We start from the raw sequence: 26,315 nt of genomic DNA on the forward strand, positions 1-26,315 counted from the left end.
TGGACGGCCTACGCTTTGCTTCGGCCGCCCGTGTGCTAGGCGTTACTCACACGTGGGGCTCTAAGTTTTGTCAAAGCTCGAAAAAGTTCTTGAAATCCTTGAGGAGAGTGGTGTTTCTTGCGACTTAGACCTCTCACCTCCTAGGGAGATCCAATGGATTGACGGCGATATAAAGTACAATATTTACGAATGCGACATTGCTGAAAAGGAAGATGCTTTAGGATGGCTCCAGTCCAGTGATAACGATGATCACTTACTAGTTATACACCAAAAAAACAGTAGGCTTACATGGTTACCTGAAACATACAATCCTGCTTTTGGATGCGAATGTATCTATATTGGCTGGCGTGGCGATTTTTTGATATTTATTTATCTAGAAAAGCACGACATATATATTTGTAAGGCTTCTAACAATACAGTAGAGCACTTCAATTTTAGTGGGCAGGACATATTTATCGGTGAGGATGTCGTAACTTACTGTTCGTTCGGAGGAATTAAAAAGGGCAAGGTCAGTCTTATTGAGCTTGAAAGTTTCAACGAGGTCAAAAAGATTACCATCCAAGAAGCGGAGAAAAATGGCACTAAGCCAATTTATTATCAGGATCTAATTGGTTAGTGTGTAACAAAGCCATCAAAATACGCGCACTATGTGCGCTGGACTCGCAACAAGTTGCTCGCCTTTTATGGCGGCGTTATAGCTAAGACTTACCCACGTTTAGTAGACACCCTGTATAGTTAGGTTTAGGCCTAACACGGAGGTGTATCATGGGTAAGAAAAGAACTCAGGCGTATACGGAGGAGTTCCGCAGAGAAGCAGTTAAGAGAGCGGAAAAGGCTGGAGCAACAACGGCTTCTGTGGCGCGAGAGCTAGGCGTCAGCGCACAGCAGATCTACAACTGGCGTCGTCAATTTAATCGGCTGTCTGATAAGCAGTTCAATAGTTTAGACGGTGTCGACTATTCCAAACAGGAAAGCGCTGAAGTTCGCAAGCTCAAGAAGGAGTTGCATGAAGCTCGTCAGGAGGTTGAGTTTCTAAAAAAGGCAGCTGCGTACTTTGCGAACCACCAAGAGTAAAGTACGCATTGATACAAGAGTATGTAGGGTCATTCCCGGTTAGCTTGATGTGTCGGTGTTTAGATGTCTCAAGATCGGGTTATTATCGATGGCGGGGGCGATTGCCATCTGCTCGCACGATTAGAAAGATACGAACAATCGAGAAAATCCGAGAGATGTTTGTTGAGTTTAAAGGTCGTTATGGCGCGCCTAGAATTGCTTGCGAGCTTCAAGAGTTAGGTGAGCCATGCTCGCGGAACTACGTCGCTAAGCTTATGCAACAGGAGCATATTAAAGCGAGAAACGGCAAAGGCTTTCGATATAGTCAGCCCGTAGAGGGGAGCATTAACGTCTCCGCCAACTTACTTAAGCGTTGCTTTGATGTGGATCAACCAAATTGCCGCTGGACCAGTGACATTACTTATATCTGGGTTCTGGAGAGGTGGCTATACCTCGCGGTAGTTATGGATCTGTACTCTCGACGTATTGTAGGTTGGGCATTTGACTCGCAGATGACCGATGAATTGACACGTCGAGCATTGAAAATGGCTTTAGAGCGACGACCAATAAAGCCTGGACTAATAGTTCACTCTGACAGGGGTGTGCAATATCGATCGCAGAAATACCAGGATCTCTTGTCCGACAGCAAGTGCAAGCCGAGTATGAGTCGCCAGGCTAACTGTTGGGATAATGCGGCAATGGAATCATTCTTTAGCAGGCTAAAAGTCGAGCTGGTCTATGCCGGAACATTCGAAAGCGAAGAGCAAGCAAAATCTGAGGTGTTTGAATACATTGAGATTTTCTACAATAGGATTCGTAGGCACTCTGCATTGGGCTATGTAAGTCCAGCAGAGTATGAACGAAAATACGCATAGTTAGAGTGTCTACTTTTTGTGGGCAAGACCAGCTGAAAGCACTTATGAATATGGAAGAATGCGAGAAATTGTTTGGCCGTGCTATAAGAAGCAAATCTGAAGCAGAATTCTTCTACTTAATTGAGCCTCTATTTAATGAGTATGAGATCCTTTCGTTAGAACTTGGCCGGGGAACTATTTTTTGGAGGGCCAGGGTAATAGATGGAGAAATTTTTCCCAACATAGATGATCTAGATTATCCGCCTCCAGAAATCGTTAGTTCCGGGAGATTGAATGATAAGGGAGTACCATTTTTTTACATTTCAGCGGATATGGAAACAGCATTGGCGGAAGTAAATCCGGCTGATGGTCAGTTGGTACAGCTGGCAGGATTTAAAATTAAGAATGATGCTCCTCTTGCCGTAGCGGTTGTAGGAGAATATTCCAACGTACAAAAAAATGGTTATATGCACTTTGTTGGGCGAGATCCGGACCAAACCATTTCAAAAATACTAAATCAGCTACCAAGAAAAGAGGCGCTAAAGAAAATATATATCGACAGATTTTTTGCGCATGTTCTGAGAGATCCTGAAGCAAGCACTAATGATTATCGGTACAGTCGCGCATTGACCCAAGCAATCTTGACTAGAAATCATGCAGATGGAATAGCATTCCCAAGTGTTAAAGACCGCGGAGGTTTCAATTTAGGGATAAAGTCTGAGCCTTCGGACGAATGCTTTCATAATGTCAGTTGCGCAATTGTAAAAGTTCATGCCAAACGGAAATTTGGTTTGATAGATTATGAAATAGTTAATTCGGCTCGACACTTAGATGAAAACCATAATTTTGTATGGCCAGAAAGATATGTCCCGGAAAGCTTGGGAGTATACAACATGAACAAAGACGAGTTTGAAGCAGAAATAAGTGATCCCTCGAAGAAAGTTTACTACAGCGGGGAAATTGACAGCTGTGATAGCAATTAATGAGCCTAACCAAGGGTTAAATATCGTTCGCTGTCGCTCACTGGGAGGCCGCAAAAAGCGCGTCGCCCATTAACCCAGGCGTTATGCATCATTAGAGAGTTACCCGTATCGATGAAAGAATCGGATTTTCCTGAGGGCACCGAATTTTATATCAAGGAATTTGATGTCCCCTTAGCTCATATACCCACTAAAGGCTGGGTCAATTTTTTCGGTGGTAATGCTCGTGCTTACAACGTTGAAGGCCTTAAGCCTGGCAACAACTGGCCAGCAAGTTCGTTCGGCGAGTGGCTAAAAATAGTTAATGAATCTAAAAAGTGATTGTGCCTTGCAAATGCGTAACAAGATCCGGCACGATCACAAATGCTACGCATTTGTTGGACCTCCGGCGCTATCGCGCCTCCGGGCCGTGCGGATAGGCGTTAGGCTCCATCAATCCTCAGCTCATGATAAAAAAGGAAATTAGAGAGTGAGTAAAAATCCATGGGAAGTGCCTGAATGGCATGCTCTAGGTCGAGAAGCGTCATTAGTCAGGCATCTAATTGGCTCAGGAGCGACGGCCATAGGCAAGGCTAATTACGCAGATAAGATGGGCGAGTACTACACTGCGTTCTTTGGTCTTTCTGTTGGGTTAGAAAGACTTTCAAAGTTAATACTCGTTGCGCATTACGCTATCGAGAATCATGGAAAAATGCCTGACGAAAAAATCGTAAGGAAATTCGGCCACAAACTTATCGAATTGGCCAATGAGGTTGAAAGAATTTCCGAAAAGATGAATCTGTCGCTAAGCTATTCGCGCCCAACACAAGATATTGCCCAAAAAATACTAGAATGTTTGGATTCATTTGCTGATGCACGACGAGGTAGGTACGCAAATTTCGCTTCATTAGATAATCCCAATTTAACGGCCGATGAACCTATTAACAAATGGTGGGGGGAAGTGGCTGAGTGCATATTAGAGAAACACTATTACGATAAGGCCACACAGAGGCGTATTGAAGGTAGAGCTGAATTAATTGACTCAATGATTTCACCATTTACGATGGTAATTCAAACAAATGAGAGTGGGTATACTATGCAAGACGTTGAATCTGCCTCTATACGTACTGGCAAGAATGCCATTGTACAAAAGTGGGGTAGGTATCATTCTTTGACGATCGCCCGCTGGCTTTCAACTGTTTTATCTGAGCTCTCCCACATTGCCTGCCATACGCATGGGATAGACGGTTTTTTCGGTCTAAACGAACACTTTTATAGTTACACGGTTGACGATAGTTTTTTAAAGACGAGAAAAGTATGGCCTCTGTAGCTCTAAAAAGCCTAACAAATCAATCAACTTCGCGCCTTCGGCGCCGGACGCGCTAAAGAAACCTTCCCCCATTGAGTAGACGCCTATCTTTTAAATAGGATAGGAAAAAATGCCGAAAATACTGAGTGAAGAGCGGGTTGTTGAATATTCAACAGAGTTCAAAGTTAGAGTGGTAGCTCTCACTAATCAACTGAAAGTAGATACGACTACTATCGCCAACATTATTGGTTTGCATCCAGTAATGGTGTATAGATGGCGACAAGAAAGTAGAGAAGGCAAGCTGGTCGAGAAGCCCAGTCGTAGAATAAGTATGACAAAAGCAACGAAAAATCGGTCTCAAACCGATGATAAAGAGATAAGACGTCTAAAAAAGAAAGTCGAGAAATTGCAAAAGGAGAATGATTTCCTAAAAAAGTGGGAAATGTACCTGAAAGATCCAAAGCCGAAAGATTCTCATTCATAGCTCTTAATCGATCAGACTTTGGTGTCAGGTACTTATGTAGATACTTGAATGTTTCACCCCAAGGGTTTTATAAATGGCTCAATCGAGATGAGAGCACTCGTGACATAGAGAATAGGCGAATTCTAAGGCGTATCGAAGCTATCTATACACAGCATGATGGTAATTATGGAAGTCCAAGAATTAGCGCAGAGCTGAAAGCTAATGGTGAAAGAATAAATCACAAACGCGTTGAACGCCTTATGAGAGAGGCTGGAATCGTGGGGAAAGCTGGAAGGATCTATCGTCGACGCCCTTTGCCTGGAAATCCTTGTATTAAGGTTGAAAATTTACAAAGAGAGCATGGTATGCCGAGTAAACCAGACTCTCAATGGGCTGGTGATGTAACCTATCTGAAGATCAATGGGCAATGGCAATATTTAGCTGTGATTATTGATCTTTACTCCCGGAAAGTGTTGGGTTGGGAGCTGTCGGATACTCGAACTGTTGAGCTAACACTGTCAGCGCTAAATAAAGCTGTCCGTCGCAGAAATATAGAATCAAATCTAATATTTCACAGCGACAGAGGTTCTGAGTACGGTGCTTATGCATACCAAAACCGACTCAAAGAGCTGGATATTGAGCCGAGCATGAACCGTCCAGGGTTTATGAATGATAATGTGTATGTGGAATCATTTTTTCAAACACTGAAAACTGAGAGTTTCAAAGGATTTAATTTTAAATCCGTTGAGGAGCTAAGAACCAACTTAGCTTGGTATCTTGATAGGTACTATAACTTTAAAAGAAGACATGGTTCACTTGGGTTCAAAAGCCCAGATGAATATGAAAGAATGGCCGCATAAGATGAATATAAGGTGGCGTCTACTTTAAGGGGGGAGGCTTCCACTGCTACGCAGCGCCAGCCCATTCGCTTGGCGTTAGAGAACCAATGAATAACGAACATAGGGCGCGGGATTGGATTAACTTTATTTTAGAGAGATGTCAGTTCCCTGATGCACCAGCGCTAAAGAATCACCTCGATAAAGCCGTGTTTTCTGAGTTCTGTCAGTGCGGTTGTAATAGTTTCAAGGTCCTGGTCCCGGCTTTCACCAAAGCAATTGCAGTTCCAGGTAAATATGGTGTAATTTTTGAAGCACACTTTAATCTTGCAGAAGCCGGTAAAACGTTAGAGATCCTAATATTCTTCGGAAAATCAGGAATGGTTGAGTACATTGAAATAGACTGTTGTGGTAACAACTTGCCTGTTACAGAAGCAGTTGAGGTTGTTGGCGAACCGTTTCATGTCAGTGCCGGTAGTGCGCTCGCTCTCTAACAAGAGCCGGCACAAGCGCGCACTTCGTGTGCTGGACTCGCAACAAGTTGCTCGCCTGTGCGGCGGGCGTTATGTGTCAGGAGAGATAGATTGATAAATATTGGAGATACGAAAATATCGTTTAGCGATATCGTTAAAGGATCAATCGATTGTTCGGGTACGATAAGAATCGAAAGGGAGAATTGTTCAGTCTCTGGAAGTTTTATTTATTCCAAGAATAATAGTCCTCTAGATTCACTTCTTAGCTTATCTTCTGTAGATGAGGTTTCTTGGAAATCAGATTGTGAGAACTTGATAGTTACAAAATGTCGCGAAAACGAAGAGTATGTTTTCAATGTCAATTTATGCATTGATTCAATTGATAAAGATGAATATTGGGAAGTTAAAGTTGTAACAGTTCCTGTTCAAAAAATTAGTGTAAACAATGACGCTATCAAACTTACGTTCAAGTCAAACACATAACCAGTGCAGGCAAAATCGCCCGCAAGCGGGCTGGACCTCCCTGACGGTCGGCCTTTGCTGCAGGCGTTAAATTGCGAATATGAAAGCGAAGCTACTTTCTACAGAAGGTACATATCTTGAGGCGCTTATTGAAATAGGGGGCGCTGAGTACTGTGTTATGGATGAATTGACTCCTGATGTCGAAAGCATACCCAAAGATGAAGGTGTGTTTGAATTTGAGTTCTCTAACATGCTTGACGAAGAAGAGTCTTGGGAGTCTATTTTCCAAGGAAACCCGGAAAAGAAAAAATGTTTAGAGCAAGTGCATGGCTGGAAATACAGAGCTTTTGGACAAATTGTTTCAATAAATCCAGTTAAGGTAGATTGTGGTGTTCTCGTCGAGGAAGATGTATTACACACAAATGACCCAAAGGTTGTTGGTGAATTCGTTGCATTTACAATCAGTAGGCTCGGCGGCTATGCCATTTAACAATCACAGGCAGTTTGCGCCGGCCCTGCGGGACGGCCTACACTACGCTTCGGCCGCCCCTGCTGTGGGCGTTAGTAAGCATAAGCAATGAGCGAACTAAGTCGAGACACTAAAAATCTTGTTCATTCTCTGTATAAGTCCAGAGAAGCTCTTGAGGTTTGTGACATGCTAGAAATTGAATGTGGAACTGAAGCACTGTCATGTGAAGGTTGGACACCTAAGCAAATGGAGCGTATCCGATACGCTGTATTGAGGCTTGCAACTGAAAAGTCGATGAGCTTCGATTCAGCTATCAATCTTGCTAAAACAGATTGACGGGATCTTTTAATGGCAGCAGAATTTGGCAATGAAGTAGATGCTCATGAAAAGTGGGCACACCGACATGCCAACTAACAAGCCGCTGAAATTCGTTCCGTCCACAAAAAGCGTGGCCTCCACCGGACTCGCTAACGCTCGCCGTTTAGCTGGGCGTTAGGCATCTGTATGCAGTGGAAGATAGTTAAAGAAATTCCAAGGAAGTTCGCAGACGAGTCCTACTATTTGAAAGCTGAGCGAGATTGCTCAGAGGGCACCCTTGTCTTGGAAATATGTTGGGCCCAAATCATGTATGCTTTGACCGTTGACCTAATTAAGGACAACGATAATGCTGAATTGATTTACGACTGCATGGTCTTCTATGAAGATCGAATAGAAAAGTACGGGCATCAAATTATGAGAATCACAGAAAATTCACCGATAAGTAAGTTGGAAAGATTAGATTCACTGCAACAAGATGGTGTTTTGAATTATGTTTTAAGTGAAAAATATGGCGTAACTTTTAAAACCGAATTGCCAGATAAAGTAAGTGCCTAACAAGCGGCTGCATTACGCTCCGGCCTGCGGCCTCCACCGGACTCGCTACGCTCGCCGATGAGCCGGGCGATAGAAATATATGAAATTTATACCAATAACACTAATTCTAGTTCTCCTAAGTGATGCGGTATTTTCTGTAGATCTATCAGCTCTTGTAACACCTATATCTGTCAAGTCTTCGAACTATTCTGAAGGTGAGACATGCGCCCCGGAAGATGAGTGTATGCAAATGGGTTGGTGGTATGAGGTTACAAACATTAAGCCAATCTATGGCTCTATAGATGAAAAGACCATTTCGGTATTACTATTTAGCCACTCAAATTGGTATTACGAAGAAAAAGATCAAATGCAGTGGTATGTAGAGCTGGAACGTATGCCGGAAGCAAAAAACAAATTTATAGTGATAAATTGGTCTATCGAGCAGTCTATCATCTGCGTGGGTCATAAGATCGACAATTACGATGTTGTTGCGCTTTCTAGTTCGGAAGGTACGCAGTTTTGCTACGATACTTATGATTTTGGTGGAGAATAGAATTTCTAACAAAGCCATCAAAAATCGCGCTTTCAGCGCTGGACTCGCAACAAGTTGCTCGCCTTTTATGGCGACGTTAAGGCATAGGGAGAGAGAATTGAGATTTATAATAGCCATACTACTATCTTTACCAACAATTGCGTATTGCCAACAAATAGGTGATGAATGTGAGCGGCACCAGATTGAAGGAAATTTAGTATGTATCGATGGTGTTCTTAAAAATCCGTGTGACTATGCAACAAGACATGAAACTTCGATGTGTCTGAAGATAAAAAGAGATGAAGCTGAGAAACAGCTTCAAGAAGCATATGAAGCGGCTTTGTCTTTGATTGAAGATGATAATGGAAAACATAAGCCAAAGAGCAGCTTTGTCGAAGCCCAAATAAAGTGGGAAGAGTTTAGAGAAGCCATGTGTAACTATGAAGGTAATTCACAGCATCTAAGGTTTGGTCAGGGTATAGGGATGAACTGCATCATATCAATGGCTAATTTTCGTACTGATGCGCTTGAAAAACATGCAATATATCTAAAATCATTACAGTGTGGCTCACCAGAATGTCACAAATTTCATACTTGGTAAGTAGCCTTAACAAGGCAATGTAGCTGACCTTTTACTTTGTGCGCTTTTTATACCGTTGCTGCGCTCCAATATGCATGTTAAATGTTCACGAAGTAAGCCGCCGCTGATCTTAGTGCTATGAGAATAAGAACATGAAGAGCATTCCAATAACTTTCATTCTCACTATTTCTCTCGTGTCCGGATTTGCGTCGGCAACAATAATTTATGTAAAGCCAAATTATCCTTTAGAGGCACTTAAAAATTGCATAGAGGGTTGGGTAGAGTTCGAAGTGACGGTAATGCCTGGTAGTTTTTTTGAAAATGTTAAAATCATAGATTCTTATCCTGAAGGTGTATTTGATGAGGCAGCTAGAAAAGCTCTTATGAAATACAAGTTAGTGCCTAAGGAATTAATAGGCGTAACTGCCCCGGTTCATGGCGTGAAGCGCAAAATAAGCTACAATCTGGACGGCGAGTGTATACAGAAATAACAATCACAGGCAGCCGTGTCTACGGCCCTATGGGTCTCCGTAGGTGTTAAGTGGTACAAGGAGAGCAAATGAAATCATTCATAATTAATTAATACATGGGTAAACCACCGCCTCTGGCGGTGAGACTTGACAAGGCTCTGCCGTTCCGGCGTGCAGAGTAAAAATATGGCCTCCATGAACCGGCAAGTTCTTTAAGGAGGCCATATGCGAGATTGGCAGTGCCAAGCTCACGTGAAACATTATTGCAGGTACCATGTGGTATTTGTGCCCAAGTATCGAAAGAAAGCGTTAGTTGGGGCATTGAGACGTGAGATTGGAGCAATATTCCGAGACTTGTGTCGTCAAAAAGGCATTGAGTTGGTCGAGGGGTACGCAATGAGGGATCACATTCATATGTTGTTAATGATTCCTCCCAGGATAAGTGTTTCCAATACGGTTGGGTTTCTGAAAGGGAAATCTGCGATCCGGATATTTCGGAAGTACAAGCATGTACAGAGAAATTTCACAGGAAGACATTTTTGGGCTCGGGGCTACTGCGTGAGTACAGTAGGGCTTGATGAGCAGATGATTCGAGAGTACATCAAGAATCAAGAGGTTGAAGAACGCCGGCAAGAGCAGATGCAATTGGCGGGATTGTAACAAGCCCCCTCTGGGGGCTTTCACCATACCACCCGCTATGCGGGTGGTTGCTGATTTTTTCGGCCTAGTCGGATCTTGGTATATGATCGATTTTACTTCCGAAAATTTGCTTAACTCAGTTTTTGCCCCGTTAGTATTCACTGGCTTCCTAATTTCCAGTGTGCTGTGGTTTATTGTAAAGTTTGGAACAACTCAGGGCTATAGCTCTGGCGCTTACCTTGGCAGTGGATATTCAGGAAATTTTGGTGGTGGAGATGGAGGCGATGGTGATGGTGGGTGTTAAATCACTGAACAAGCACATATTATTTGCCGCTATCGCGGTCGAATGGCTTACGCCACGCTTCACCCGCTGCAAGTGCGAATGTTATGTAAATACTCTGTAATTGAGTAACCATTGATAGCTATGTCTTCAATTTCAAAAAATAAAGAAGAATTAATCTCCTCAATTGAAAATTCTTATGAAAATTTATTTGCTGATTATATGGGGGTTCCCAAGGAGCTTTCGAGAGAGATTGGTGTCGAGGGTAATGTAAAAAATACAGAAATAAGTGTTTCTGATACTATTTCATACCTGATCGGTTGGGGAAATCTTGTCCTAAAATGGCATGAGCTTAGGGTAAATAATTTCGAAGTAGATTTTCCAGAAAAAGGTTACAGCTGGAATGAGCTTGGGAGGCTAGCGCAGCACTTTCATGCATCCTATAAGGATTGGTCTTATAAAGAGTTGCTGACAGAATTCCAGTTTACAATACAAAAAATACTGAAGCTTATAGACTCATTGAGCAATGATGAACTTTATGGGCACAGTTGGTATAAAAGTTACACCCTTGGGAGGATGATCCAGTTTAATACTTCATCTCCAATGAAAAATATCCGCGCAAAGGTGCGCAGGTTTAAGAAGCAGAATAATATCAAGTAAATTCATACAACCTGTAAACCCAGATGACGCCTAAGAAGTACCTAATTTAAGCGTTTTGTTCGAGGTGAAGAATGAACAGTGAAACAAAAAACGTACTGCTAAGTGCATATACAGCTATAGGGCTTCCTATATCAGGTATTTTGCTTTTTTTTGCATATATTCTTACAGACAAGGCAGTGCCTAGCGTTCAAGATTATGTAATTGCTACGATATGTGTATTTGTTAGCTTAAGTAGTATTTATCTATATAAGAAATTGAGCGCTAGAGAATCTGACCCACCGTTAACTATTCGTACTGCGATTAATGGTGTTTTGTATATTGTAGCAGTAATAGTAATTACAAGTATCATATGGTAATCCTCCTACACAACAAGGGGTTCCAGTCGACACCCAAAGCTACGCACTTTTGAGTGTAAGGTTGCTGCGTTCCCCTTAATGCACAAGTGGCGCTTCGCTCCTGGCGCGCTGAATCCGACATTATGAGCTAAACGAGCTATGTTTAAGCATGTTCTAAAATTTTTATTTTTAGCGCTTTGTGGCGAATCTATGGCCTATGGCCCACCTAAAAATACTGAAGTAACACGAGTAAATGCTGACTTGCTGTCTATTAAGTTGGAAAAATAGATTCTGGAAGTGTTGATACTTTTCTATATCAGCTTGAGTTTGCTAACAAACTCGAAAGTTGCTTAGCGGGACGGGTTCAAACCTTCCTATTGATTGATAAAAAGGAAATTTCAAGCTCTTCTATGGATTATAAAGTCGGCAGTGAGCAACCCAGTGTTTTACTTCATATGCCCGCATCGGGTTATGATATGGCGATAACTATCCAGTATTGCTGCTCAGAGGGAGTATCCCCCAGCTGTAAACAGTCACTCTCAATCAGTTCGGTCATTAGGATTACGTCGCAGTGAGAGGCTCTCATAGCAAGTGACTATGGTTGCTCGTCAATTTTTTAATCCATACTTTCATCCCAGTAGGTGTTATTTTTCATGTTCGTATTTAGGGGGTAGTCTGCTTTCTCCGTGCACAAACAAACTCTAATTCGAGTCTTTCTGTAGACTCTGCTAATATTCTTTGAGATTGAGAGGCGTCCTTAATGACTTAATGAAATTTATATTGGTGACACTAAAGAATTGGCCTGTAGATCTCACATGAATATCGAGTTATTTATTGCCGGTATCAATTCCGATATTGATCAGTTGAGGTTCCATGCGATAAGCTATCTCTACCTTGCTATTCGGGCTTGAGATACATATAACTATCTGAGTTGTGCCTTGCGGATATCTGTCACGTTCGTACTCTTTAATGGTCTATATAAACTAATCGGTTTAGCAATGAACTGTGACTAACAAGGTCTTCGGTGGCCACCGAAGATGGCTCCCAATTTACCCGTTAGCGAAAAGTACTTTCAATATCAGAATCGGGCAAGAACAGCCACACAAGGCGCTGTCACCGGCTCCAGCGCGAATGCGTCTCCGTGGGTGAGCTTAGCGTTATGAGGAAACTATGGTAACTCCAATAATTATTCTTTTACTGTTGTCTAGTCCCTTAGGTATCTCTTTTATTTGTTCAAAGTATAGCGGCATGCCTCTGAATGTTAAAAAGTACGCCTATTGGGGATTGGGAATAACCTTCATATTCTTCTGCGTTGGGCACTTTGTTAAAACGGAGGGCATGGTGGAAATGTTACCGTCTTGGGTTCCTTTTCGCCTGGCGATAATCTATCTCACTGGATTGATTGAGCTATTGATAGGTATTGCTCTTTTTGTGCCAAGATATCAGCTCCATGCTGCATGGCTTGCTATTGTAGTTTTCGTTATTTTCTTTCCTGCAAATATTTATGCGGCATTAAACGGTATTGGTCTTGGCGGGCATCAATGGGGGCCAGTTTATTTGTTATTACGTGCGCCACTGCAAATCATACTAATTGCATGGGCATATTTTCTGTGTGCGAAAGATCATAACATTTTAAAGCTGTCGACCACTAATGCAGTCGGCTGATTGAGGTGTTGTGTGTAAGGCCTGCCCAAGCTTAAACGTATTCAATATTTTGGTGTTTTATCACTAGGAATCAATACTCCTATATTCATGTGGGTTTTTTTTCAATTATTTGGAGTAAAGCATAACAAATTGCTGAATTCTATGTTCTGCTCGCTTTGTGCTGTAGACCAAAGCAGCTTTATCCCGGTGATGGCCTGAGTAAAGCGTTGCGCATATGAGTAGGTCTATGCTACAACTCAGATATGTGTAATCGAGAGGAATAAAAGATGATGAGTTCTTTGGAAGTAGCAGAGTATTATTTCAAACTCTCAAACGAAAGTAATTTTGATGAAATCAAAAAACTATTTTGTGAAAGCTCCACATTCAGGTCAGGAAAAGGAGATCTATTCTTAGGTGTGAATGACATCATGTCTATGCAGAGACTTCATCATGGTATGTTTTCAAAGCTTGAGTGGGAAGTATGCAGTGTTACAGAAACCAAACCCGGGATAGTTCATTTCAACTTTAACTTTACAGGTGAAACACATGCTGGAGAGAAAGTAGAGTATTCCGGTTTGGAAGATGTGGTTGTATATGGTGGTAAAATTCAGCACGTTCAAATACAGCGTATGTGATACCTTATAATCCCATGTCATGCAACCTATCTTTCGCTGCATGCATGGGTCAAAATCAGGCAAGTGAAACCATGTAAGTTAAAGCATGAAGCTTTGAAAAGCTGGTCTCGTTTTGCCCACAAAAAAGCCTCCAACTTCATAGGTCCTGTGTTTGAGGTGTTAATAAAAAGACTAGCTTGCTTTTAGTAGGTATCCGGTATCATTAGGTTTAATTGGGAGTTAATAGAAATTTCTGCGGGGAAGTCTTTCACCCGTTAAAGCTGGAGAAGTGTTTAAAGTACTTCTCCAGTTTTTCTTAGGCTGCCAATCAGCATTTCGCAAATTATTAGCTCACAAAGTGATGGTGTTCTGCAAAAGAATATATGGTTTATGGGTTGATTAGATGGAGACTAATCAATCCATACCCTGGTATAAACCCGCTTCTGATCCGGAGTATCAATAAATCCATCCCGATCATGTAGGACTTTGGTGTTGTCAACGAAGACCATATCTCCAGAATTCATGTAGAAGCTTAATGTATTCTCCACACTATTTAATTCCTTATCTAGCATGTCCAGAGCCTTAAGTACTTCTTTTGATAAAGGCTGGTTTACACGCTGATGGCCTTTCTCAATCCAGTACCGCATATAACGAATACTGAGCTTTTCGTTTGAATATTCGAAAATAGGAAAACAGTTCTCAAGTATGCTTTTTATGTTTTTGTCACTGCCTGGAGTAACTAAATCCCTAATATAGTTGTTGTACAGGATCTCTAGTTTTTGTGGGGCAGTTTTTCGTAAGTTTTCATGAACTTGAGCCGCAGAGACGATTTTCGATTTTCCACCTTCAACTGCCGGAGTAAGGCAGCATAATCCAAGTACCTTTGGTTGTACGGTACGTTGTGAGCTATCAGTATGGACGCCAGTGGGTGCATTTGTCTGAGACACAGGAATAGCTTCGCTAGTATAGTCTTTTCCTGTGTCGAGAATCCCATAAAGCCGGCCATAAGTATCTATAGTATTGCCCATTGCCAGGCTAAGCTTTAGAAATAGTAGGTTAAGCGTTGGCTTGCTTAATGATTCCTCGCCCTGTATCCATGCCACCCCGCTACCATGTTTTATTTCATATTTTATCTGGTTGGCAAGTTGGTCGAACTCAGGTGTGGCAACTGATTCTTGGGTCAGATTATCAATCGGATTGTTTTGTTGTTTGGCCCAGCTCTCCAGAGCCTCGACTTCAGATTTCCAGTTTGAAGGCCACAGAAACTTCCAGTTGGAAGTTGCGGTCATATCATTAGCAGTCCAGGCTTGAGCTTGAACTACTTCACTTGGGGCTAAGTTAGTCATTTACTTGCACCTTAAATAATACGTGTAGTGGATAGCCGGCTAGTGGTGAGAAAAAATCTGGATCTAGGTCGAGGTGCTCTTGAGTCACTGAGAGTTCTTGAACGGTTGGCAGGGATTTAACACCAGCTTGTGCCAGAGCTTCAAAATAGTGTGAAAAATTTTTATGCACGCATCGTACTGAAACTGGCTTGCCGTCTCTGCGCCATATTTTTCCTTCAAATGTTTGATCTATGCCATCTAAATAAGTCAAGTTGCCGTGTTGAAAGTAGAATGGAGGAGCTTCTTCCCTCATGAACGGAAGGCAAGGGTGAGGCACTGTAAAAATAAAGGTGCCCCCTTTATTTAATAGACTCTTGACCTTACTTATGACCTTTGTCATTTCTTCTATGGTTAGATAGTTGAAAAGAAATACAGCAATAGCATGGTCAAACTTTTCTCTAGGAAATTCTGTAAATGTAACGGCATTTCCAACTGCATATTCTGCTTTCGTCAAATTTCCAGCAGAAGCTGTTTCCTTTGCCTGGGAAATCATCTCTGAGGAAGAGTCAACACCAAAGATTGAACCTGCTCCCTTATCAAGTAGCATCCTGGATACATAGCCTTCACCGCAGCCCATATCCAATATGTTTTTCCCGGAGATATCTCCGATTGCTTCCAAAACTTTGGGGCGAGCGGTGAAATCACTGAGTAGGATTTTCTCAGAGCGGTTCCAGCTGTGAGCTTGTTTGTTATAGATGGTTTCAGTTGATAGTGGTAAGTTCATCCCGAACTGCTCCTTCAATTTTAGGGATAAAGTATGCTATGCAGTGGTGTGTATATTGGTGTTTACTACATGGCTGGTGAAATTTTAGGTATTTGCGGCTTTAATTATTTAAGTTTAATTGCTGTTTTGATAAGGCCGGCGTTTTAAATATATAAAGTTAGTCGTTACCAGGAAATCCACTTGGTGTTTTGTTGTATTCTGCAGCTTGTTTTGCGTGGGCATGCTGGCAGTTTTTTATTGTTTGATTTTGTTGCTTGGTTGAGTGTGCAAAGCTGGAGGAGGAGCCTCAAAGTCTTTTTGTTGAGATAGAATATTCATAGCTCACATTTTATTTATATTATTCATGCCGCTCAGGCTAGCAGTACTTTTGTTTTTAGAATTGATATATGTCAAATAAAACTAATTTTTTGGGGTTGAATTTAATGGATTAAATTCGCCTTAAGATGCTGTTTGGGTAGGGGGTGATGTAATCAGGAGTATATTTTAGCATGTTGTATTCAATTCTCTTAGGTTGGATTGATGTGCTTGATTAGCGGCGCCTCTAGTTCCCCATGTTCTTGGCGTCTCGATGCTTAGGTTAATTTTTTAGGATATCTCTTCCTTAACTAATCTGATGTTATTGTGGTTTTTATCCTGTTGGCGTCTAGGCATCTTGTTAAGTGTGATTTGATATGAGAGCAACCGCGATTGATTCGGTCGTTTTTTGCGATATTTTTAGTACTTCAGCAATGCGTGAGATTTTCTCGGATGAACAACGCGTTCAGTACTATCTCGATGTTGAGGCGGCACTGGCCAAAGTACAGGCCCGGTTAAAAATAATCCCTGCAGAGGCTGCAGAGGACATTACTCAACACTGTGACGCCAAGCAGATAGATTTTGTAAAGCTTAAGGAGCAAACGGAGCTGATTGGTTATCCAGTGCTGGGTGTTGTAGAGCAGCTAGTGTCACTGTGTAGTAGAGATTTAGGTCAGTGGTGTCATTGGGGGGCTACTACTCAAGATATTACGGATACGGCAACCGTCTTACAGATTAGGGCGGCGCTTGAAATTGTTGAGACGGAGGTCAATGGGATAGCAGATGCTTTAGCGAGCCTGGCCAAGCGTTTCAGGGATGCGCCTATGGTTGGGCGCAGTAATCTTCAACAGGCGGTACCTATAACGTTCGGCTACAAGGCGGCTGTTTGGTTGGCTGGTATTCATCGCCATCAAACGCGCTTAAAAGAGATAAAGTCTCGGGCGTTTGTAGGGGAATTTGGTGGTGCGGCGGGTAATCTTTCTTCCCTGGGGCATCAGGGGCTAGAAGTTCAAAGAGGAATTATGCAGGAACTCGATCTCGGAGTCCCTTGTATCGCCTGGCATACGATGAGAGATCGCGTTACCGAAGTGGCTTGTCTATTGGGGCTGATTACTGGCACCTTGGGAAAAATAGCCCTCGATATAAAACTAATGGCACAGACAGAAGTCGGGGAGGTGGCGGAGCCTCTTATATCTGGCCGGGGAGCGTCTAGTACAATGCCCCAAAAGCACAACCCTCTATCAGCAGTTCTTATCAGCGGTACTGTCCCAGTGGTTAGACAGCAGGTTGCCTCTTTGCTGGAAGCGATGGTTGAAGACCATGAGCGGGCTACGGGCCCGTGGGAGATAGAGTGGATTGTTCTGCCGGAAATATTCTGTCTTACCGCATCGATATTATCCCAGGCACGTTTTGCGCTAGAAGGACTTCAGGTATTTCCTGAAAAAATGATGCGAAACTTGGAAATGACTGGAGGTTTAGTGCTCTCTGAGGCTGTAATGATGGGACTGGGACCGAAACTGGGGCGTGAGAATGCCCACGATTTGGTTTACCAGATTTGCTGCCAGGCAATGGAGACGGGTCGTCCTTTTTCTGACTTGTTAAAGGAAGATAAACAGGTGTCGGGGGCTCTCTCTGATGCGGAGTTAGATCAACTTCTTGACCCTCATAATTATCTTGGATCATGCGGGGAGATGGTTGATGCAACGCTTGCTGGAAAAGAGCGCTGACTCAGTAACCTGCCGTTTCCCAATTGTCACTGCTAGCTGCTGTGGATTGATTCTTGTCTCCGCTGCTCTTAATGCAAACTCTCTAAGATTAGAGTCTAAATCTTTATCTTGGCTGGTTTTTATTTTTTCAGTCAATTATTTTATTTTTAAATAGATACCTGAAGAAAATGTAGGTTATTTATTTAAGGATAAGGATTCTAGAGGCGGGCGTAACTTAAAAATTAACACAATCAAGAATCGGTGCTTATTACTTGTGGTATAACATATACTGTAATTTAGGCGATTCATGCTGTATCTAACTGGTGATCTGAAGGGTGGGGTGATGGGCAAGTTTAAATTGGCATTGGCACAGTTGCCGTCAGTGAAAGGAAATATTGAACGCAATATTGAGTCACATATCCACACTGTAAAAGTCGCAGTAAGGAAAAAGGCCTCTATTGTGGTGTTTCCCGAGCTTTCATTAACTGGTTATGAGCCGGATCTGGCTGAACAATTAGCGCTTAAGATCGACGATCCACAGTTAAGCCCTCTAGCTGACTTGGCAGCTAACTGTGGTGTTTGGCTAGTTGTGGGTGCGCCTATTCGGCAGAAGAATGGTATTGCGATCGGTTCGCTCGTATTTTCTCCTCAGGGTGAGATTTCTGTTTATTTGAAAATACATTTGCATCCAGGAGAAGAAAAATGGTTCGTTCCTGGATCTGAATATCTATCACTGAACATCGAAGGTGAGACCGTAGCTCTGGCTATTTGTGCAGATGTTTGTAACCCAGGTCATGTTGCCACCTATGAAAAGCAGGGGGCTTCAGTTTATGTGGCAGGGGTATTGATTACTCCGATGGGATACCCGGAGGATAGTCAACAGTTGGCAAATTATGCTTTGGAGCACAATTTATTGGTGGCTATTGCGAACTTTAATCAGCCGACAGGTGGTTATTCCACAGCCGGCTGTAGTGCAGCTTGGGGCCCCGAAGGTGAGATTGTCAGCGCGAGTGATACAGCCAGCCAACTAGTTTGCGTTGAGCGTGACGATGAAGGGTGGTGTTCGGAGATTGTGTCTCTTTAATTGTGCAGCTCTATAAATAGTAGTTGCCAATAGCTCCCTTCATTGACTCGCTTCCAGCTCCGCTACTAAAGCTGTCACCAATCCGGCTGCGGGCAGGGCTCGTGCGAGAGGGGCTCCTTGTCCGGCCCATTGAACGGCATAGTCGTCATTGCCCGCTTTTGTAGCTGCTTGAGCCAGGGCTTTGCCTGCGGAGTAAGCGATCGGGTAATCCGGCAGAGGGGGAGCGCCCTTACTTAGTGCTTTATAGAATTGGTTGCTGATACCGCGAGCGGGGCGCCCGGAAATATTGGCGGTAATCTCTGTGTGCTGTGCGCGCTCACTTCGCAAGGCGCTGCGGTAGCTGTCGGAGGCCGCAGATTCCGGACAGAGGACAAATGCGGTTCCCATTTGCACGGCGCTGGCTCCGAGAGATAGTGCAGCGCGAATGCCAGCGCCATCCATAATGCCACCCGCAGCAACGATTGGTAAGCTGCTGTGGCAACACAGCAATCGCACCAAGGCCAGAGTTCCAATTTCCTGGTCGCTCTCTGGGTGGAAGCCCCCCCTATGCCCACCAGCTTCAATACCTTGGGCAATTAAAACATCGATACCAGCATCCTCAGCCAGTTTGGCTTCTTGAGGGGAGGTTGCCGTGGCCATCAAGATAATCCCTGCACCTTTTAGTGCGGCGATAAACTCCTCTGACGGTAGGCCAAAGTGGAAGCTGACAACCGGTGGCTTTTGCTCGAGCAAAACTTCCAGCATGGCCTTATTGTCGATAAATGTTGAGTAGGGTTCATTGATCAACTTGGGAACCGGTGCATCGAAGGCGGCAAAATGTGGGGCGAGATGGGAAAGCCAGGCTTGCTCCCGTTGGGGATCTTTTGTCGGGGGTTGGTGGCAAAAGAGGTTTACATTAAAGGGGTGCTCGGTCTGGTCGTGAGTACAACGAATTTCATCTGCGGCTTTTTCTACTGAGCAGGCGCCGAGCCCAAGTGAGCCGAGTCCTCCTGCATTGGATACAGCGGCGGCGAGAGCGGGTGTGGATACCCCGGCCATGGGTGCTGCAAAGATGGGATGGGAAATTCCGAGTTTTTCGAGTAATGGATTCATGGCCCTGCCTTTGAATTGCGCTCCCCTTCTGGGCCACCTTAGTGCAGATTGAGCGAGGTAGCTATACCTCACAGGCGTTAGTGCTGCAAAAGTTTTTGGGGAGCGCGAACAGCAATCCTAGGTGGATTGCTTACAGATGTAGGTTGAAACCGATGTATGGTCCTTTGATTTCAATATCGCTCTGCAAGTCGTCGAGCTCTTCCAGATCGAGAGTCATTACGCGGTAACCAGCTTCGATAGCAAAGTCGACAGCTGGTACAAAATCCCAGCGCACTTTAGCTGTCAGGTCGGTATGGGTATCGCCACGGTAGGCCGTTGCATTGCCTTGGGCAATTACAGACCAGCCGGTAAATGGAAGATCAAAGCGCGCCATGCCGTAGGCCATAGGCAGGTAGCCCGTGAGGTCGACAGTCTCTGCCTGGGTATCGCTCACTGCAGTAAATTCACCGTCATACATACGCGCGGTCAAACCGAGATCCAGATTTACCCAGTTGTCCAAAATTTCGTAGTAAAGAGTGGCGTCGGTATGGCTGAGGTTCAGATCTGTGCGGATTTCTGAATTGGCAGTGAAGGTTTCATCATCAAAAGTAACGGAGGTGGCCAGGGTATCGTCACCGTCGGTATCGATATTGCTGTGGGCCAGAAGCACATTGGGCACCAGGGGAATGGGGTGTTCCAGGGCAACCTGCAGGAAGGTAATGTTATCTTCCGAGAGGGACAGGTTATCCAGCTTGTATTCGTCGGTACCGATATTACCGCTATAGCCTGGCAGCCATGCGCCGGCAGTAGCATCAAGGCCGAGGATAGTATCTGCGCTTGCGGTGCCGCAGGCGAGGAGGGTACTCAAGGCAAGTGCGGATTTCTTCATTGACTTCACTCCGTGATGAATTTGTCGCGGAGTTTACAGATAAATTTTTCCCGTGCCGTGGCTAAGTTGCACATTTTTACAAATCTTTAACGTTTTGCACTGGTAAAAATGGTGCGTTTGGGTATTGCCTGTTAGTAAATTGGTCGCTTTTTTCCTGCCTCACTAAATAGCTGCTTCGAACAACATCTGTTGTAGCGCGCTGGCGGGATTGCTCAGTGTTCGGCCCCGGTGACTGATTACGCCAAGGTTTCGCAGTACTTGCAGCTTTTTGACTGGCAGCACTGCCAGGCTGCTGTCCACCAGTGTGTGGGGCAGAACACTCCAGCCGAGACCGACACAGGCCATCATCTTAATGGTTTCCAGATAGTTGGTTGCCAGCTTCGCGGTGAGTTTTAACCCCTGGGCATCAAACTCTCTTTTGATCAGGCGCCCGGTATAGGTATTCATATCCGGCAGTATGGCGGGATAGTTGGCGAGGTCGGTGAGTTCCAGTTCCGGCAATTTTGCCAGGGGGTGGTCCGGGGCCGCCACCACAACACAGGGGTCGGGCCAGATCACTTCGGCATTCAGGTGCGGATACTCCTTAAGTGCCAGGGTGACCACGGCCAATTCATATTTGGCGGCCATCAGGGCTTCGTAAGCTTGTTCCGAGTCGACAAAATCGATGTCCAAGGCAACCTGTGGGTAGCGGAAACTGAACTCTTTCAGCACTGGAGGTAGATGATGTAGACCCACGTGATGGCTGGTGGCGATACGCAAGCTGCCGCTGACCGAGTTGCTCAATGCGCGCAATTCCCGCTCGGTGTCGCTGATCTCATTGAGTATATGGCGGGCGCGGGGCAGCAGGGCGCGGCCGGCATCGGTGAGCTGCAATCGCCGTCCGATGCGGTCAAACAGCGGAGAGCCCAGTTGCTGTTCCAGGGCGGCCAGGCGCTTACTCATCGCGGGCTGGGTCAAGTGCAGTTTTTCAGCGCCTTCAGATACAGAGCCCTGTTCGGCGATCGCCAGAAATGCCCGCAGCCACTGTAGTTCCAAGCTGTTTCCCCTGAGCTGGTTTGTCAGTAAAGGTTCCGATTGAGCCCCTGTGTAAATGGCAGAGACGCCAGAAGATGGATATTACCTCAGTTTGGCTTTCGAATTCCATTTAGGAATACTTTAGATAATAAATATAAATTGGTGTTATTTGGTGGGTCTGGGTAGACTCAGGCTCTTAACTACTGAGAGGAATGGCTTTGGCAGGGCAAACACTCTACGACAAACTCTGGCAGGACCACCTGATCAAGAACTGTGATGATGGCTCCTCACTTATCTATATCGACCGCCACCTGATTCACGAGGTGACCTCCCCCCAGGCGTTTGAAGGCCTGCGTCTGGCCGGTCGCAAACCTTGGCGCAAGGATTCGCTAGTCGCCACTCCCGACCACAATGTGCCTTCCGAGGCAGCCGAGCGCGCCGCTGGCGTCAGTGGTATTCGCGATGATATCTCCCGAATCCAGGTGCAGACCCTGGATGAGAACTGCCGTGACTTTGATGTAGTCCAGTTCGGTATCAATGAGCCGGGGCAGGGTATTGTGCATGTGATCGGGCCTGAGACAGGTGCGACACTGCCGGGTATGACGGTGGTTTGTGGCGACTCACATACCTCCACCCACGGGGCACTCGGCGCCTTGGCCCACGGTATTGGCACTTCTGAGGTGGAGCATGTGATGGCTACCCAGTGCCTTACCCAGAAGAAAATGAAGAATATGCTGGTTCGCGTCGACGGCCAGCTGCGCCCAGGTGTCACGGCTAAAGATGTGGTGCTGGCGATCATTGGCAAAATTGGTACTGCTGGCGGTACCGGTTTTGCGATTGAATTCGGTGGCGAAGTGATGCGCAACATGTCCATGGAAGGCCGTATGACCGTGTGCAATATGGCCATTGAAGGCGGTGCTCGCGCGGGGATGGTGGCGGTAGACCAGATCACTCTCGATTACGTGAAAGGCAAGCCCTACGCGCCGAAAGACGAAATGTGGGATCGCGCAGTTGAGGCCTGGAGCCACTTGCACTCCGATGACGATGCGGTATTCGACGAAGTGGTGGTACTGGTCGGTGAGGACATTGAGCCGCAGGTCAGCTGGGGCACTTCCCCTGAGATGGTGGCGCCGATCAGCGCCCAGGTGCCTACCCCCAGTGACGAGAGCGATGCCACTAAGCGTACGGGCATGGAGCGAGCGCTGGAATATATGGGGTTGAACGCCGGGCAGAATATCAGCGATATCAAACTGGATCGCGTATTTATCGGCTCCTGCACCAACTCCCGGATTGAAGATCTTCGCGCAGCAGCAGAAGTTGCCAAGGGCCGTTACAAGGCGGATAGCGTCAAGCAGGTGCTGATTGTTCCGGGCTCCCAGGCGGTAAAAGCCCAGGCTGAGCGCGAGGGGTTGCACGAGATTTTTGTTGAAGCCGGTTTTGAGTGGCGCGAACCGTCCTGTTCCATGTGTCTTGCGATGAATGCGGACAAGCTGGGGGCGGGAGAGCACTGTGCTTCCACCTCCAACCGCAACTTTGAAGGGCGCCAGGGTTACGGTGGCCGCACGCATCTGGTGAGTCCCAGTATGGCGGCAGCGGCTGCAATTGCCGGCCACTTTGTCGATGTGCGAGAGGTGGCACAGGTACAGCTGGAAGAGGAGATGGTTTGATGAAAGCGTTTACCCAGCACGAAGGTCTCGTGGTACCGATGGATCGGGCCAATGTGGATACCGACCTGATCATCCCCAAGCAGTTTTTGAAATCCATTAAGCGCTCTGGCTTTGGCCCGAACCTGTTTGATGAGTTGCGCTATTTGGATGAGGGGGTTCCCGGGCAGGACTGTTCTGGCCGTCCGCTCAATCCGGACTTTCCCCTTAATTTCCCCCGCTACCAAGGTGGCTCAGTGCTGATTGCACGGGAGAATTTTGGCTGCGGTTCCAGCCGTGAGCACGCACCCTGGGCACTGGAAGATCACGGCTTCCGCGCAATTATCGCGCCCAGCTTTGCCGATATCTTTTTCAACAACTGTTTTAAAAATGGTCTTTTGCCAATTGTCCTGGCGGAAGATGTAGTGCACCAGTTGTTTGAGGAAACACACGGGCAGGAGGGTTATGCGCTCACCATCGACCTGGAACAGCAGCATGTGCGCAAGCCCTGTGGCGAGCTGATTCCATTTGAAGTGGATGTCTTCTACAAGCACTGTTTGCTAAATGGTCTCGATCATATCGGTCTGACCCTGGAGCACGCCGATGATATTCGCGCTTATGAGCAGGCGCGCCGAGAGAAAGCCCCCTGGCTTTTTGATGCGGTTCAGTAATTAAAGGAAATTCCTGTGACGAAAAAAGTAATGATTCTGCCGGGTGACGGCATTGGTCCGGAAATTGTTGAACAGGCCATGGCGGTGCTGGAAGTTGCATCGGGAAAATTCAATCTGGGGCTCAGCTTTGAGCAGGGCCTGATTGGTGGCTCGTCTATCGATGCCCACGGTGAGCCTCTGACCGACGAAACTCTGAAGGCGGCGGGTGACTGCGATGCGGTGCTGCTCGGTGCGGTAGGCGGCCCCCAGTGGGATACCCTGGAGCGGGAAATTCGCCCGGAAAAAGGTCTGTTAAAAATTCGCAGCGGCCTGGGCCTCTACGCGAATCTGCGCCCGGCGATTCTTTACCCACAACTGGCCGATGCCTCTTCGTTAAAGCCTGAAGTGGTTGCCGGCTTGGATATTTTGATTGTGCGCGAATTGACCGGCGGCATTTACTTTGGTGAGCCGCGCGGTATCAAGACATTGGAAAATGGTGAGCGCCAGGGCTTCAACACCTACGTGTACAGCGAATCAGAAGTTGAACGCATTGCCCGCTCTGCCTTTGAGGCGGCACAAAAGCGCAATGGCAAACTCTGTTCTGTAGACAAAGCCAATGTACTGGAAGTGACAGTGCTCTGGCGCGAGGTGTTGGATCGTCTGGCTCCGGAATATCCCGATGTAGAGCTATCCCATATGTACGTGGACAACGCGGCGATGCAATTGGTGCGGGCGCCCAAGCAGTTTGATGTGATGGTAACCGGCAATATGTTCGGCGATATCCTCTCCGATGCTGCCGCCATGCTTACCGGTTCCATTGGGATGTTGCCCTCCGCCTCCTTGAACGAAAGCGGTTTTGGTCTTTACGAGCCCTGCCATGGCTCCGCTCCGGATATTGCTGGCCAGGGTATCGCCAACCCGCTGGCGACTATTTTGTCTGCTGCCATGATGTTGCGCTATTCCCTCGATATGAATGAGGCCGCAGATGCGATTGAAGCAGCAGTGAGCAAGGTGTTGGAGCAGGGTTTGCGCACTGCCGATATTTATACCGACGGCTGCCAGAAAGTCTCTACCGCAGAGATGGGCGCTGCCGTTGTAGCCGCACTTTAAGTTTCGATTCCACAAGTTTCGAAACCGCAATTTTCGATTCCACTATCGCGCCGCTTTCCCGGCGGCGCACTTTGACCACCTCACATACAGGACACCGCAATGCAAAAAATAGGTTTTATCGGCTGGCGCGGCATGGTCGGCTCGGTATTACTGGAGCGCATGCGAGCAGAGGATGACTTTGCCCATATCGCCGACCCGGTTTTTTTCTCAACTTCCAACGCCGGAGGCACGGCGCCGGACATCGGCAGGCCCCTGCCGCCACTGGGCGATGCTTACGATATTGATGCACTGATCCAGCTGGATGCGATTGTCAGCTGTCAGGGTGGCGATTACACCAAGGAAGTTTTTACCCGCTTGCGCGAGGCCGGTTGGCAGGGTTACTGGATTGATGCGGCTTCCAGCCTGCGAATGCAGGACGATGCTGTGATCGTGCTGGACCCGGTTAATCGCGATGTGATTGATCGCGCAATTGATGCCGGACAGAAAAACTTTATCGGTGGCAACTGCACAGTGAGCCTGATGTTGATGGCTCTGGGTGGACTGTTTAAGGCGGGCATGGTCGAGTGGGTTACCGCCATGACTTACCAGGCGGCCAGCGGTGCCGGTGCGCGCAATATGCGCGAGTTGATTTCGCAGATGGGTGCGCTGCGCGATGGTGTGGCAACAGAGCTGGCCGACCCCGCCAGCGCCATTCTGGAGATTGACCGCAAAGTAGCAGCAGATATGCGCTCAGCAGAATTCCCCACGGCAGAATTTGGCGCGCCACTGGCAGGCAGTTTGTTGCCCTGGATCGATACCCAGTTGGAGAATGGCCAGAGCCGCGAAGAGTGGAAGGCGCAAGTTGAAGCAAACAAGATTTTACAGACCGAAAACCCGATTCCGGTGGACGGCACTTGTGTACGTATCGGTGCCATGCGCTGCCACAGCCAGGCTTTCACCATAAAATTGAAAAAAGATTTGCCACTTGCCGACATTGAACAATTGTTAAATGGTGCCAACGACTGGGTAAATGTGGTGCCCAATGAGCGTGAGGCTACGGTGCAGAACCTGACGCCAACAGCAGTTACCGGAAAGTTGGATATTCCTGTTGGTCGACTGCGTAAATTGAGCGTTGGTCCAGAGTACTTAAACGCCTTTACTGTAGGGGATCAGCTGCTTTGGGGCGCCGCAGAACCCCTGCGCAGAATCCTGCTGATTTTACTCGGCAAACTGTAACTGGTACGAACCTGAGTAAGTCCTCTACTAAGAGTGGAAATAGGCC

Annotated in this window: 33 protein-coding genes; 28 read left to right on the forward strand and 5 right to left on the reverse strand. The window is 46.1% G+C overall.

All coding sequences use genetic code 11. The features are described from left to right. The first annotated feature begins 67 nt into the window (after nucleotides 1–67). The 22 genes from ACG1BZ_RS06625 to ACG1BZ_RS06730 all read left to right on the forward strand — a co-directional run bounded on the left by ACG1BZ_RS06625 (nucleotide 68) and on the right by ACG1BZ_RS06730 (nucleotide 13,505). Nucleotides 68–616: a hypothetical protein gene (locus tag ACG1BZ_RS06625; RefSeq protein ID WP_413664923.1), complete on the forward strand. Its 549-nt coding sequence runs from the start codon at nucleotides 68–70 to the stop codon at nucleotides 614–616. Between the two features lie 149 nt (nucleotides 617–765). Next, nucleotides 766–1,074 (forward strand): transposase, encoded by a 309-nt coding sequence (locus tag ACG1BZ_RS06630; RefSeq protein ID WP_282933834.1) that lies wholly within the window; start codon nucleotides 766–768, stop codon nucleotides 1,072–1,074. Between the two features lie 8 nt (nucleotides 1,075–1,082). Continuing rightward, the gene (locus ACG1BZ_RS06635; RefSeq protein WP_413662930.1) at nucleotides 1,083–1,928 is read left to right on the forward strand and encodes an IS3 family transposase; all 846 of its coding nucleotides are present in this window, start codon (nucleotides 1,083–1,085) and stop codon (nucleotides 1,926–1,928) included. A 44-nt stretch (nucleotides 1,929–1,972) separates the two neighbouring features. Continuing rightward, on the forward strand, nucleotides 1,973–2,890 hold the full coding sequence (locus ACG1BZ_RS06640; protein WP_413664924.1) for an RES family NAD+ phosphorylase: 918 nt from the start codon (nucleotides 1,973–1,975) through the stop codon (nucleotides 2,888–2,890). Between the two features lie 111 nt (nucleotides 2,891–3,001). Continuing rightward, nucleotides 3,002–3,208, forward strand: a complete 207-nt coding sequence (locus ACG1BZ_RS06645; protein ID WP_413664925.1) for a hypothetical protein — start codon at nucleotides 3,002–3,004, stop codon at nucleotides 3,206–3,208. Nucleotides 3,209–3,356: 148 nt separating this feature from the next. After that, entirely contained in the window at nucleotides 3,357–4,196 is an 840-nt protein-coding gene (locus ACG1BZ_RS06650; protein ID WP_413664926.1) for a hypothetical protein, read from the forward strand. A 109-nt stretch (nucleotides 4,197–4,305) separates the two neighbouring features. Further along, nucleotides 4,306–4,659: a transposase gene (locus ACG1BZ_RS06655; protein ID WP_413662302.1), complete on the forward strand. Its 354-nt coding sequence runs from the start codon at nucleotides 4,306–4,308 to the stop codon at nucleotides 4,657–4,659. Continuing rightward, nucleotides 4,611–5,498: an IS3 family transposase gene (locus tag ACG1BZ_RS06660; protein WP_413662301.1), complete on the forward strand. Its 888-nt coding sequence runs from the start codon at nucleotides 4,611–4,613 to the stop codon at nucleotides 5,496–5,498. The genes ACG1BZ_RS06655 and ACG1BZ_RS06660 overlap by 49 nt, the downstream gene beginning before the upstream one ends. Nucleotides 5,499–5,584: 86 nt before the next feature. Further along, nucleotides 5,585–5,968, forward strand: coding sequence for a hypothetical protein (locus ACG1BZ_RS06665; RefSeq protein ID WP_413664927.1), 384 nt, complete (start codon nucleotides 5,585–5,587; stop codon nucleotides 5,966–5,968). A 90-nt stretch (nucleotides 5,969–6,058) separates the two neighbouring features. After that, a complete protein-coding gene (locus ACG1BZ_RS06670; RefSeq protein WP_413664928.1) occupies nucleotides 6,059–6,430 on the forward strand; it encodes a hypothetical protein in 372 nt (123 codons plus the stop codon). Nucleotides 6,431–6,509: 79 nt separating this feature from the next. Beyond that, entirely contained in the window at nucleotides 6,510–6,899 is a 390-nt protein-coding gene (locus ACG1BZ_RS06675) for a hypothetical protein (protein WP_413664929.1), read from the forward strand. Between the two features lie 87 nt (nucleotides 6,900–6,986). Further along, nucleotides 6,987–7,214 (forward strand): hypothetical protein, encoded by a 228-nt coding sequence (locus tag ACG1BZ_RS06680; protein WP_413664930.1) that lies wholly within the window; start codon nucleotides 6,987–6,989, stop codon nucleotides 7,212–7,214. Nucleotides 7,215–7,382: 168 nt separating this feature from the next. After that, nucleotides 7,383–7,751 carry a hypothetical protein gene (locus ACG1BZ_RS06685; protein WP_413662933.1) on the forward strand — a complete coding sequence of 123 codons (369 nt, stop codon included), beginning with the start codon at nucleotides 7,383–7,385 and terminating at the stop codon, nucleotides 7,749–7,751. 79 nt (nucleotides 7,752–7,830) lie between these two features. Beyond that, complete coding sequence (locus ACG1BZ_RS06690; RefSeq protein ID WP_413664931.1) at nucleotides 7,831–8,283, forward strand: hypothetical protein; 453 nt, start codon at nucleotides 7,831–7,833, stop codon at nucleotides 8,281–8,283. Between the two features lie 97 nt (nucleotides 8,284–8,380). After that, the gene (locus ACG1BZ_RS06695) at nucleotides 8,381–8,863 is read left to right on the forward strand and encodes a lysozyme inhibitor LprI family protein (RefSeq protein WP_413664932.1); all 483 of its coding nucleotides are present in this window, start codon (nucleotides 8,381–8,383) and stop codon (nucleotides 8,861–8,863) included. Between the two features lie 131 nt (nucleotides 8,864–8,994). Then, nucleotides 8,995–9,333, forward strand: coding sequence for a TonB family protein (locus tag ACG1BZ_RS06700; protein WP_413664933.1), 339 nt, complete (start codon nucleotides 8,995–8,997; stop codon nucleotides 9,331–9,333). A 204-nt stretch (nucleotides 9,334–9,537) separates the two neighbouring features. After that, the gene (gene tnpA / locus ACG1BZ_RS06705) at nucleotides 9,538–9,972 is read left to right on the forward strand and encodes an IS200/IS605 family transposase (protein ID WP_413663507.1); all 435 of its coding nucleotides are present in this window, start codon (nucleotides 9,538–9,540) and stop codon (nucleotides 9,970–9,972) included. Nucleotides 9,973–10,154: 182 nt separating this feature from the next. Further along, nucleotides 10,155–10,355 carry a hypothetical protein gene (locus ACG1BZ_RS06710; protein WP_413664934.1) on the forward strand — a complete coding sequence of 67 codons (201 nt, stop codon included), beginning with the start codon at nucleotides 10,155–10,157 and terminating at the stop codon, nucleotides 10,353–10,355. A 20-nt stretch (nucleotides 10,356–10,375) separates the two neighbouring features. Further along, a complete protein-coding gene (locus tag ACG1BZ_RS06715; RefSeq protein ID WP_413664935.1) occupies nucleotides 10,376–10,891 on the forward strand; it encodes a ClbS/DfsB family four-helix bundle protein in 516 nt (171 codons plus the stop codon). Nucleotides 10,892–10,962: 71 nt separating this feature from the next. Beyond that, a complete protein-coding gene (locus ACG1BZ_RS06720; RefSeq protein ID WP_413664936.1) occupies nucleotides 10,963–11,247 on the forward strand; it encodes a hypothetical protein in 285 nt (94 codons plus the stop codon). Nucleotides 11,248–12,396: 1,149 nt separating this feature from the next. Then, complete coding sequence (locus tag ACG1BZ_RS06725) at nucleotides 12,397–12,891, forward strand: hypothetical protein (RefSeq protein ID WP_413664937.1); 495 nt, start codon at nucleotides 12,397–12,399, stop codon at nucleotides 12,889–12,891. Between the two features lie 266 nt (nucleotides 12,892–13,157). After that, complete coding sequence (locus ACG1BZ_RS06730; protein ID WP_413664938.1) at nucleotides 13,158–13,505, forward strand: hypothetical protein; 348 nt, start codon at nucleotides 13,158–13,160, stop codon at nucleotides 13,503–13,505. Nucleotides 13,506–13,894: 389 nt separating this feature from the next. Here the strand turns inward: ACG1BZ_RS06730 and ACG1BZ_RS06735 are convergent, their stop codons facing one another. After that, nucleotides 13,895–14,830: a TauD/TfdA family dioxygenase gene (locus ACG1BZ_RS06735; RefSeq protein WP_413664939.1), complete on the reverse strand. Its 936-nt coding sequence runs from the start codon at nucleotides 14,828–14,830 to the stop codon at nucleotides 13,895–13,897. After that, complete coding sequence (locus ACG1BZ_RS06740) at nucleotides 14,823–15,593, reverse strand: class I SAM-dependent methyltransferase (protein ID WP_413664940.1); 771 nt, start codon at nucleotides 15,591–15,593, stop codon at nucleotides 14,823–14,825. Before ACG1BZ_RS06740 ends, ACG1BZ_RS06735 begins: the two co-directional genes overlap by 8 nt. A gap of 671 nt (nucleotides 15,594–16,264) precedes the next feature. Here ACG1BZ_RS06740 and ACG1BZ_RS06745 point away from each other — a divergent pair. Further along, entirely contained in the window at nucleotides 16,265–17,614 is a 1,350-nt protein-coding gene (locus ACG1BZ_RS06745; protein WP_413664941.1) for an adenylosuccinate lyase family protein, read from the forward strand. A gap of 286 nt (nucleotides 17,615–17,900) precedes the next feature. Beyond that, nucleotides 17,901–18,677, forward strand: coding sequence for a carbon-nitrogen hydrolase family protein (locus tag ACG1BZ_RS06750; RefSeq protein ID WP_413664942.1), 777 nt, complete (start codon nucleotides 17,901–17,903; stop codon nucleotides 18,675–18,677). A 39-nt stretch (nucleotides 18,678–18,716) separates the two neighbouring features. On the opposite strand, the gene ACG1BZ_RS06755 is transcribed toward ACG1BZ_RS06750, so the two are convergent. From ACG1BZ_RS06755 to ACG1BZ_RS06765, 3 genes are all read right to left on the reverse strand, one after another. Next, nucleotides 18,717–19,769 carry an NAD(P)H-dependent flavin oxidoreductase gene (locus ACG1BZ_RS06755; RefSeq protein WP_413664943.1) on the reverse strand — a complete coding sequence of 351 codons (1,053 nt, stop codon included), beginning with the start codon at nucleotides 19,767–19,769 and terminating at the stop codon, nucleotides 18,717–18,719. Nucleotides 19,770–19,899: 130 nt separating this feature from the next. Continuing rightward, nucleotides 19,900–20,637: a TIGR04219 family outer membrane beta-barrel protein gene (locus tag ACG1BZ_RS06760; protein ID WP_413664944.1), complete on the reverse strand. Its 738-nt coding sequence runs from the start codon at nucleotides 20,635–20,637 to the stop codon at nucleotides 19,900–19,902. A 162-nt stretch (nucleotides 20,638–20,799) separates the two neighbouring features. Then, nucleotides 20,800–21,672 carry a LysR family transcriptional regulator gene (locus ACG1BZ_RS06765; protein ID WP_413664945.1) on the reverse strand — a complete coding sequence of 291 codons (873 nt, stop codon included), beginning with the start codon at nucleotides 21,670–21,672 and terminating at the stop codon, nucleotides 20,800–20,802. A gap of 197 nt (nucleotides 21,673–21,869) precedes the next feature. Between ACG1BZ_RS06765 and leuC the strand changes: the two genes are divergently transcribed. From leuC to asd, 4 genes are all read left to right on the forward strand, one after another. Next, on the forward strand, nucleotides 21,870–23,318 hold the full coding sequence (leuC, locus tag ACG1BZ_RS06770) for a 3-isopropylmalate dehydratase large subunit (protein ID WP_413664946.1): 1,449 nt from the start codon (nucleotides 21,870–21,872) through the stop codon (nucleotides 23,316–23,318). Further along, the gene (leuD, locus tag ACG1BZ_RS06775) at nucleotides 23,318–23,965 is read left to right on the forward strand and encodes a 3-isopropylmalate dehydratase small subunit (RefSeq protein WP_413664947.1); all 648 of its coding nucleotides are present in this window, start codon (nucleotides 23,318–23,320) and stop codon (nucleotides 23,963–23,965) included. The genes leuC and leuD overlap by 1 nt, the downstream gene beginning before the upstream one ends. Before the next feature lie 30 nt (nucleotides 23,966–23,995). Next, a complete protein-coding gene (leuB, locus tag ACG1BZ_RS06780; protein WP_413665852.1) occupies nucleotides 23,996–25,054 on the forward strand; it encodes a 3-isopropylmalate dehydrogenase in 1,059 nt (352 codons plus the stop codon). 99 nt (nucleotides 25,055–25,153) lie between these two features. Then, on the forward strand, nucleotides 25,154–26,269 hold the full coding sequence (gene asd, locus ACG1BZ_RS06785; protein WP_413664948.1) for an aspartate-semialdehyde dehydrogenase: 1,116 nt from the start codon (nucleotides 25,154–25,156) through the stop codon (nucleotides 26,267–26,269). The last annotated feature ends 46 nt before the right edge of the window (nucleotides 26,270–26,315 follow it).

It is taken from the genome of Microbulbifer sp. CNSA002 (assembly GCF_047324085.1).
In the GTDB taxonomy this organism is placed as follows: Bacteria; Pseudomonadota; Gammaproteobacteria; order Pseudomonadales; family Cellvibrionaceae; genus Microbulbifer.

Bases quoted from the DNA above. Each gene is read 5' to 3' on its own strand.
- ACG1BZ_RS06690 (WP_413664931.1), top strand. From the start codon at position 7,831: ATGAAATTTATACCAATAACACTAATTCTAGTTCTCCTAAGTGATGCG.
- ACG1BZ_RS06760 (WP_413664944.1), bottom strand. From the start codon at position 20,637: ATGAAGAAATCCGCACTTGCCTTGAGTACCCTCCTCGCCTGCGGCACC.
- ACG1BZ_RS06680 (WP_413664930.1), top strand. From the start codon at position 6,987: ATGAGCGAACTAAGTCGAGACACTAAAAATCTTGTTCATTCTCTGTAT.
- ACG1BZ_RS06720 (WP_413664936.1), top strand. From the start codon at position 10,963: ATGAACAGTGAAACAAAAAACGTACTGCTAAGTGCATATACAGCTATA.
- ACG1BZ_RS06730 (WP_413664938.1), top strand. From the start codon at position 13,158: ATGATGAGTTCTTTGGAAGTAGCAGAGTATTATTTCAAACTCTCAAAC.
- ACG1BZ_RS06715 (WP_413664935.1), top strand. From the start codon at position 10,376: ATGTCTTCAATTTCAAAAAATAAAGAAGAATTAATCTCCTCAATTGAA.
- asd (WP_413664948.1), top strand. From the start codon at position 25,154: ATGCAAAAAATAGGTTTTATCGGCTGGCGCGGCATGGTCGGCTCGGTA.
- leuB (WP_413665852.1), top strand. From the start codon at position 23,996: ATGATTCTGCCGGGTGACGGCATTGGTCCGGAAATTGTTGAACAGGCC.
- ACG1BZ_RS06685 (WP_413662933.1), top strand. From the start codon at position 7,383: ATGCAGTGGAAGATAGTTAAAGAAATTCCAAGGAAGTTCGCAGACGAG.
- ACG1BZ_RS06665 (WP_413664927.1), top strand. From the start codon at position 5,585: ATGAATAACGAACATAGGGCGCGGGATTGGATTAACTTTATTTTAGAG.
- ACG1BZ_RS06675 (WP_413664929.1), top strand. From the start codon at position 6,510: ATGAAAGCGAAGCTACTTTCTACAGAAGGTACATATCTTGAGGCGCTT.
- ACG1BZ_RS06640 (WP_413664924.1), top strand. From the start codon at position 1,973: ATGAATATGGAAGAATGCGAGAAATTGTTTGGCCGTGCTATAAGAAGC.
- ACG1BZ_RS06745 (WP_413664941.1), top strand. From the start codon at position 16,265: ATGAGAGCAACCGCGATTGATTCGGTCGTTTTTTGCGATATTTTTAGT.
- leuD (WP_413664947.1), top strand. From the start codon at position 23,318: ATGAAAGCGTTTACCCAGCACGAAGGTCTCGTGGTACCGATGGATCGG.
- ACG1BZ_RS06645 (WP_413664925.1), top strand. From the start codon at position 3,002: ATGAAAGAATCGGATTTTCCTGAGGGCACCGAATTTTATATCAAGGAA.
- ACG1BZ_RS06630 (WP_282933834.1), top strand. From the start codon at position 766: ATGGGTAAGAAAAGAACTCAGGCGTATACGGAGGAGTTCCGCAGAGAA.
- tnpA (WP_413663507.1), top strand. From the start codon at position 9,538: ATGCGAGATTGGCAGTGCCAAGCTCACGTGAAACATTATTGCAGGTAC.
- ACG1BZ_RS06700 (WP_413664933.1), top strand. From the start codon at position 8,995: ATGAAGAGCATTCCAATAACTTTCATTCTCACTATTTCTCTCGTGTCC.
- ACG1BZ_RS06740 (WP_413664940.1), bottom strand. From the start codon at position 15,593: ATGAACTTACCACTATCAACTGAAACCATCTATAACAAACAAGCTCAC.
- ACG1BZ_RS06755 (WP_413664943.1), bottom strand. From the start codon at position 19,769: ATGAATCCATTACTCGAAAAACTCGGAATTTCCCATCCCATCTTTGCA.
- ACG1BZ_RS06750 (WP_413664942.1), top strand. From the start codon at position 17,901: ATGCTGTATCTAACTGGTGATCTGAAGGGTGGGGTGATGGGCAAGTTT.
- ACG1BZ_RS06655 (WP_413662302.1), top strand. From the start codon at position 4,306: ATGCCGAAAATACTGAGTGAAGAGCGGGTTGTTGAATATTCAACAGAG.
- ACG1BZ_RS06725 (WP_413664937.1), top strand. From the start codon at position 12,397: ATGGTAACTCCAATAATTATTCTTTTACTGTTGTCTAGTCCCTTAGGT.
- ACG1BZ_RS06735 (WP_413664939.1), bottom strand. From the start codon at position 14,830: ATGACTAACTTAGCCCCAAGTGAAGTAGTTCAAGCTCAAGCCTGGACT.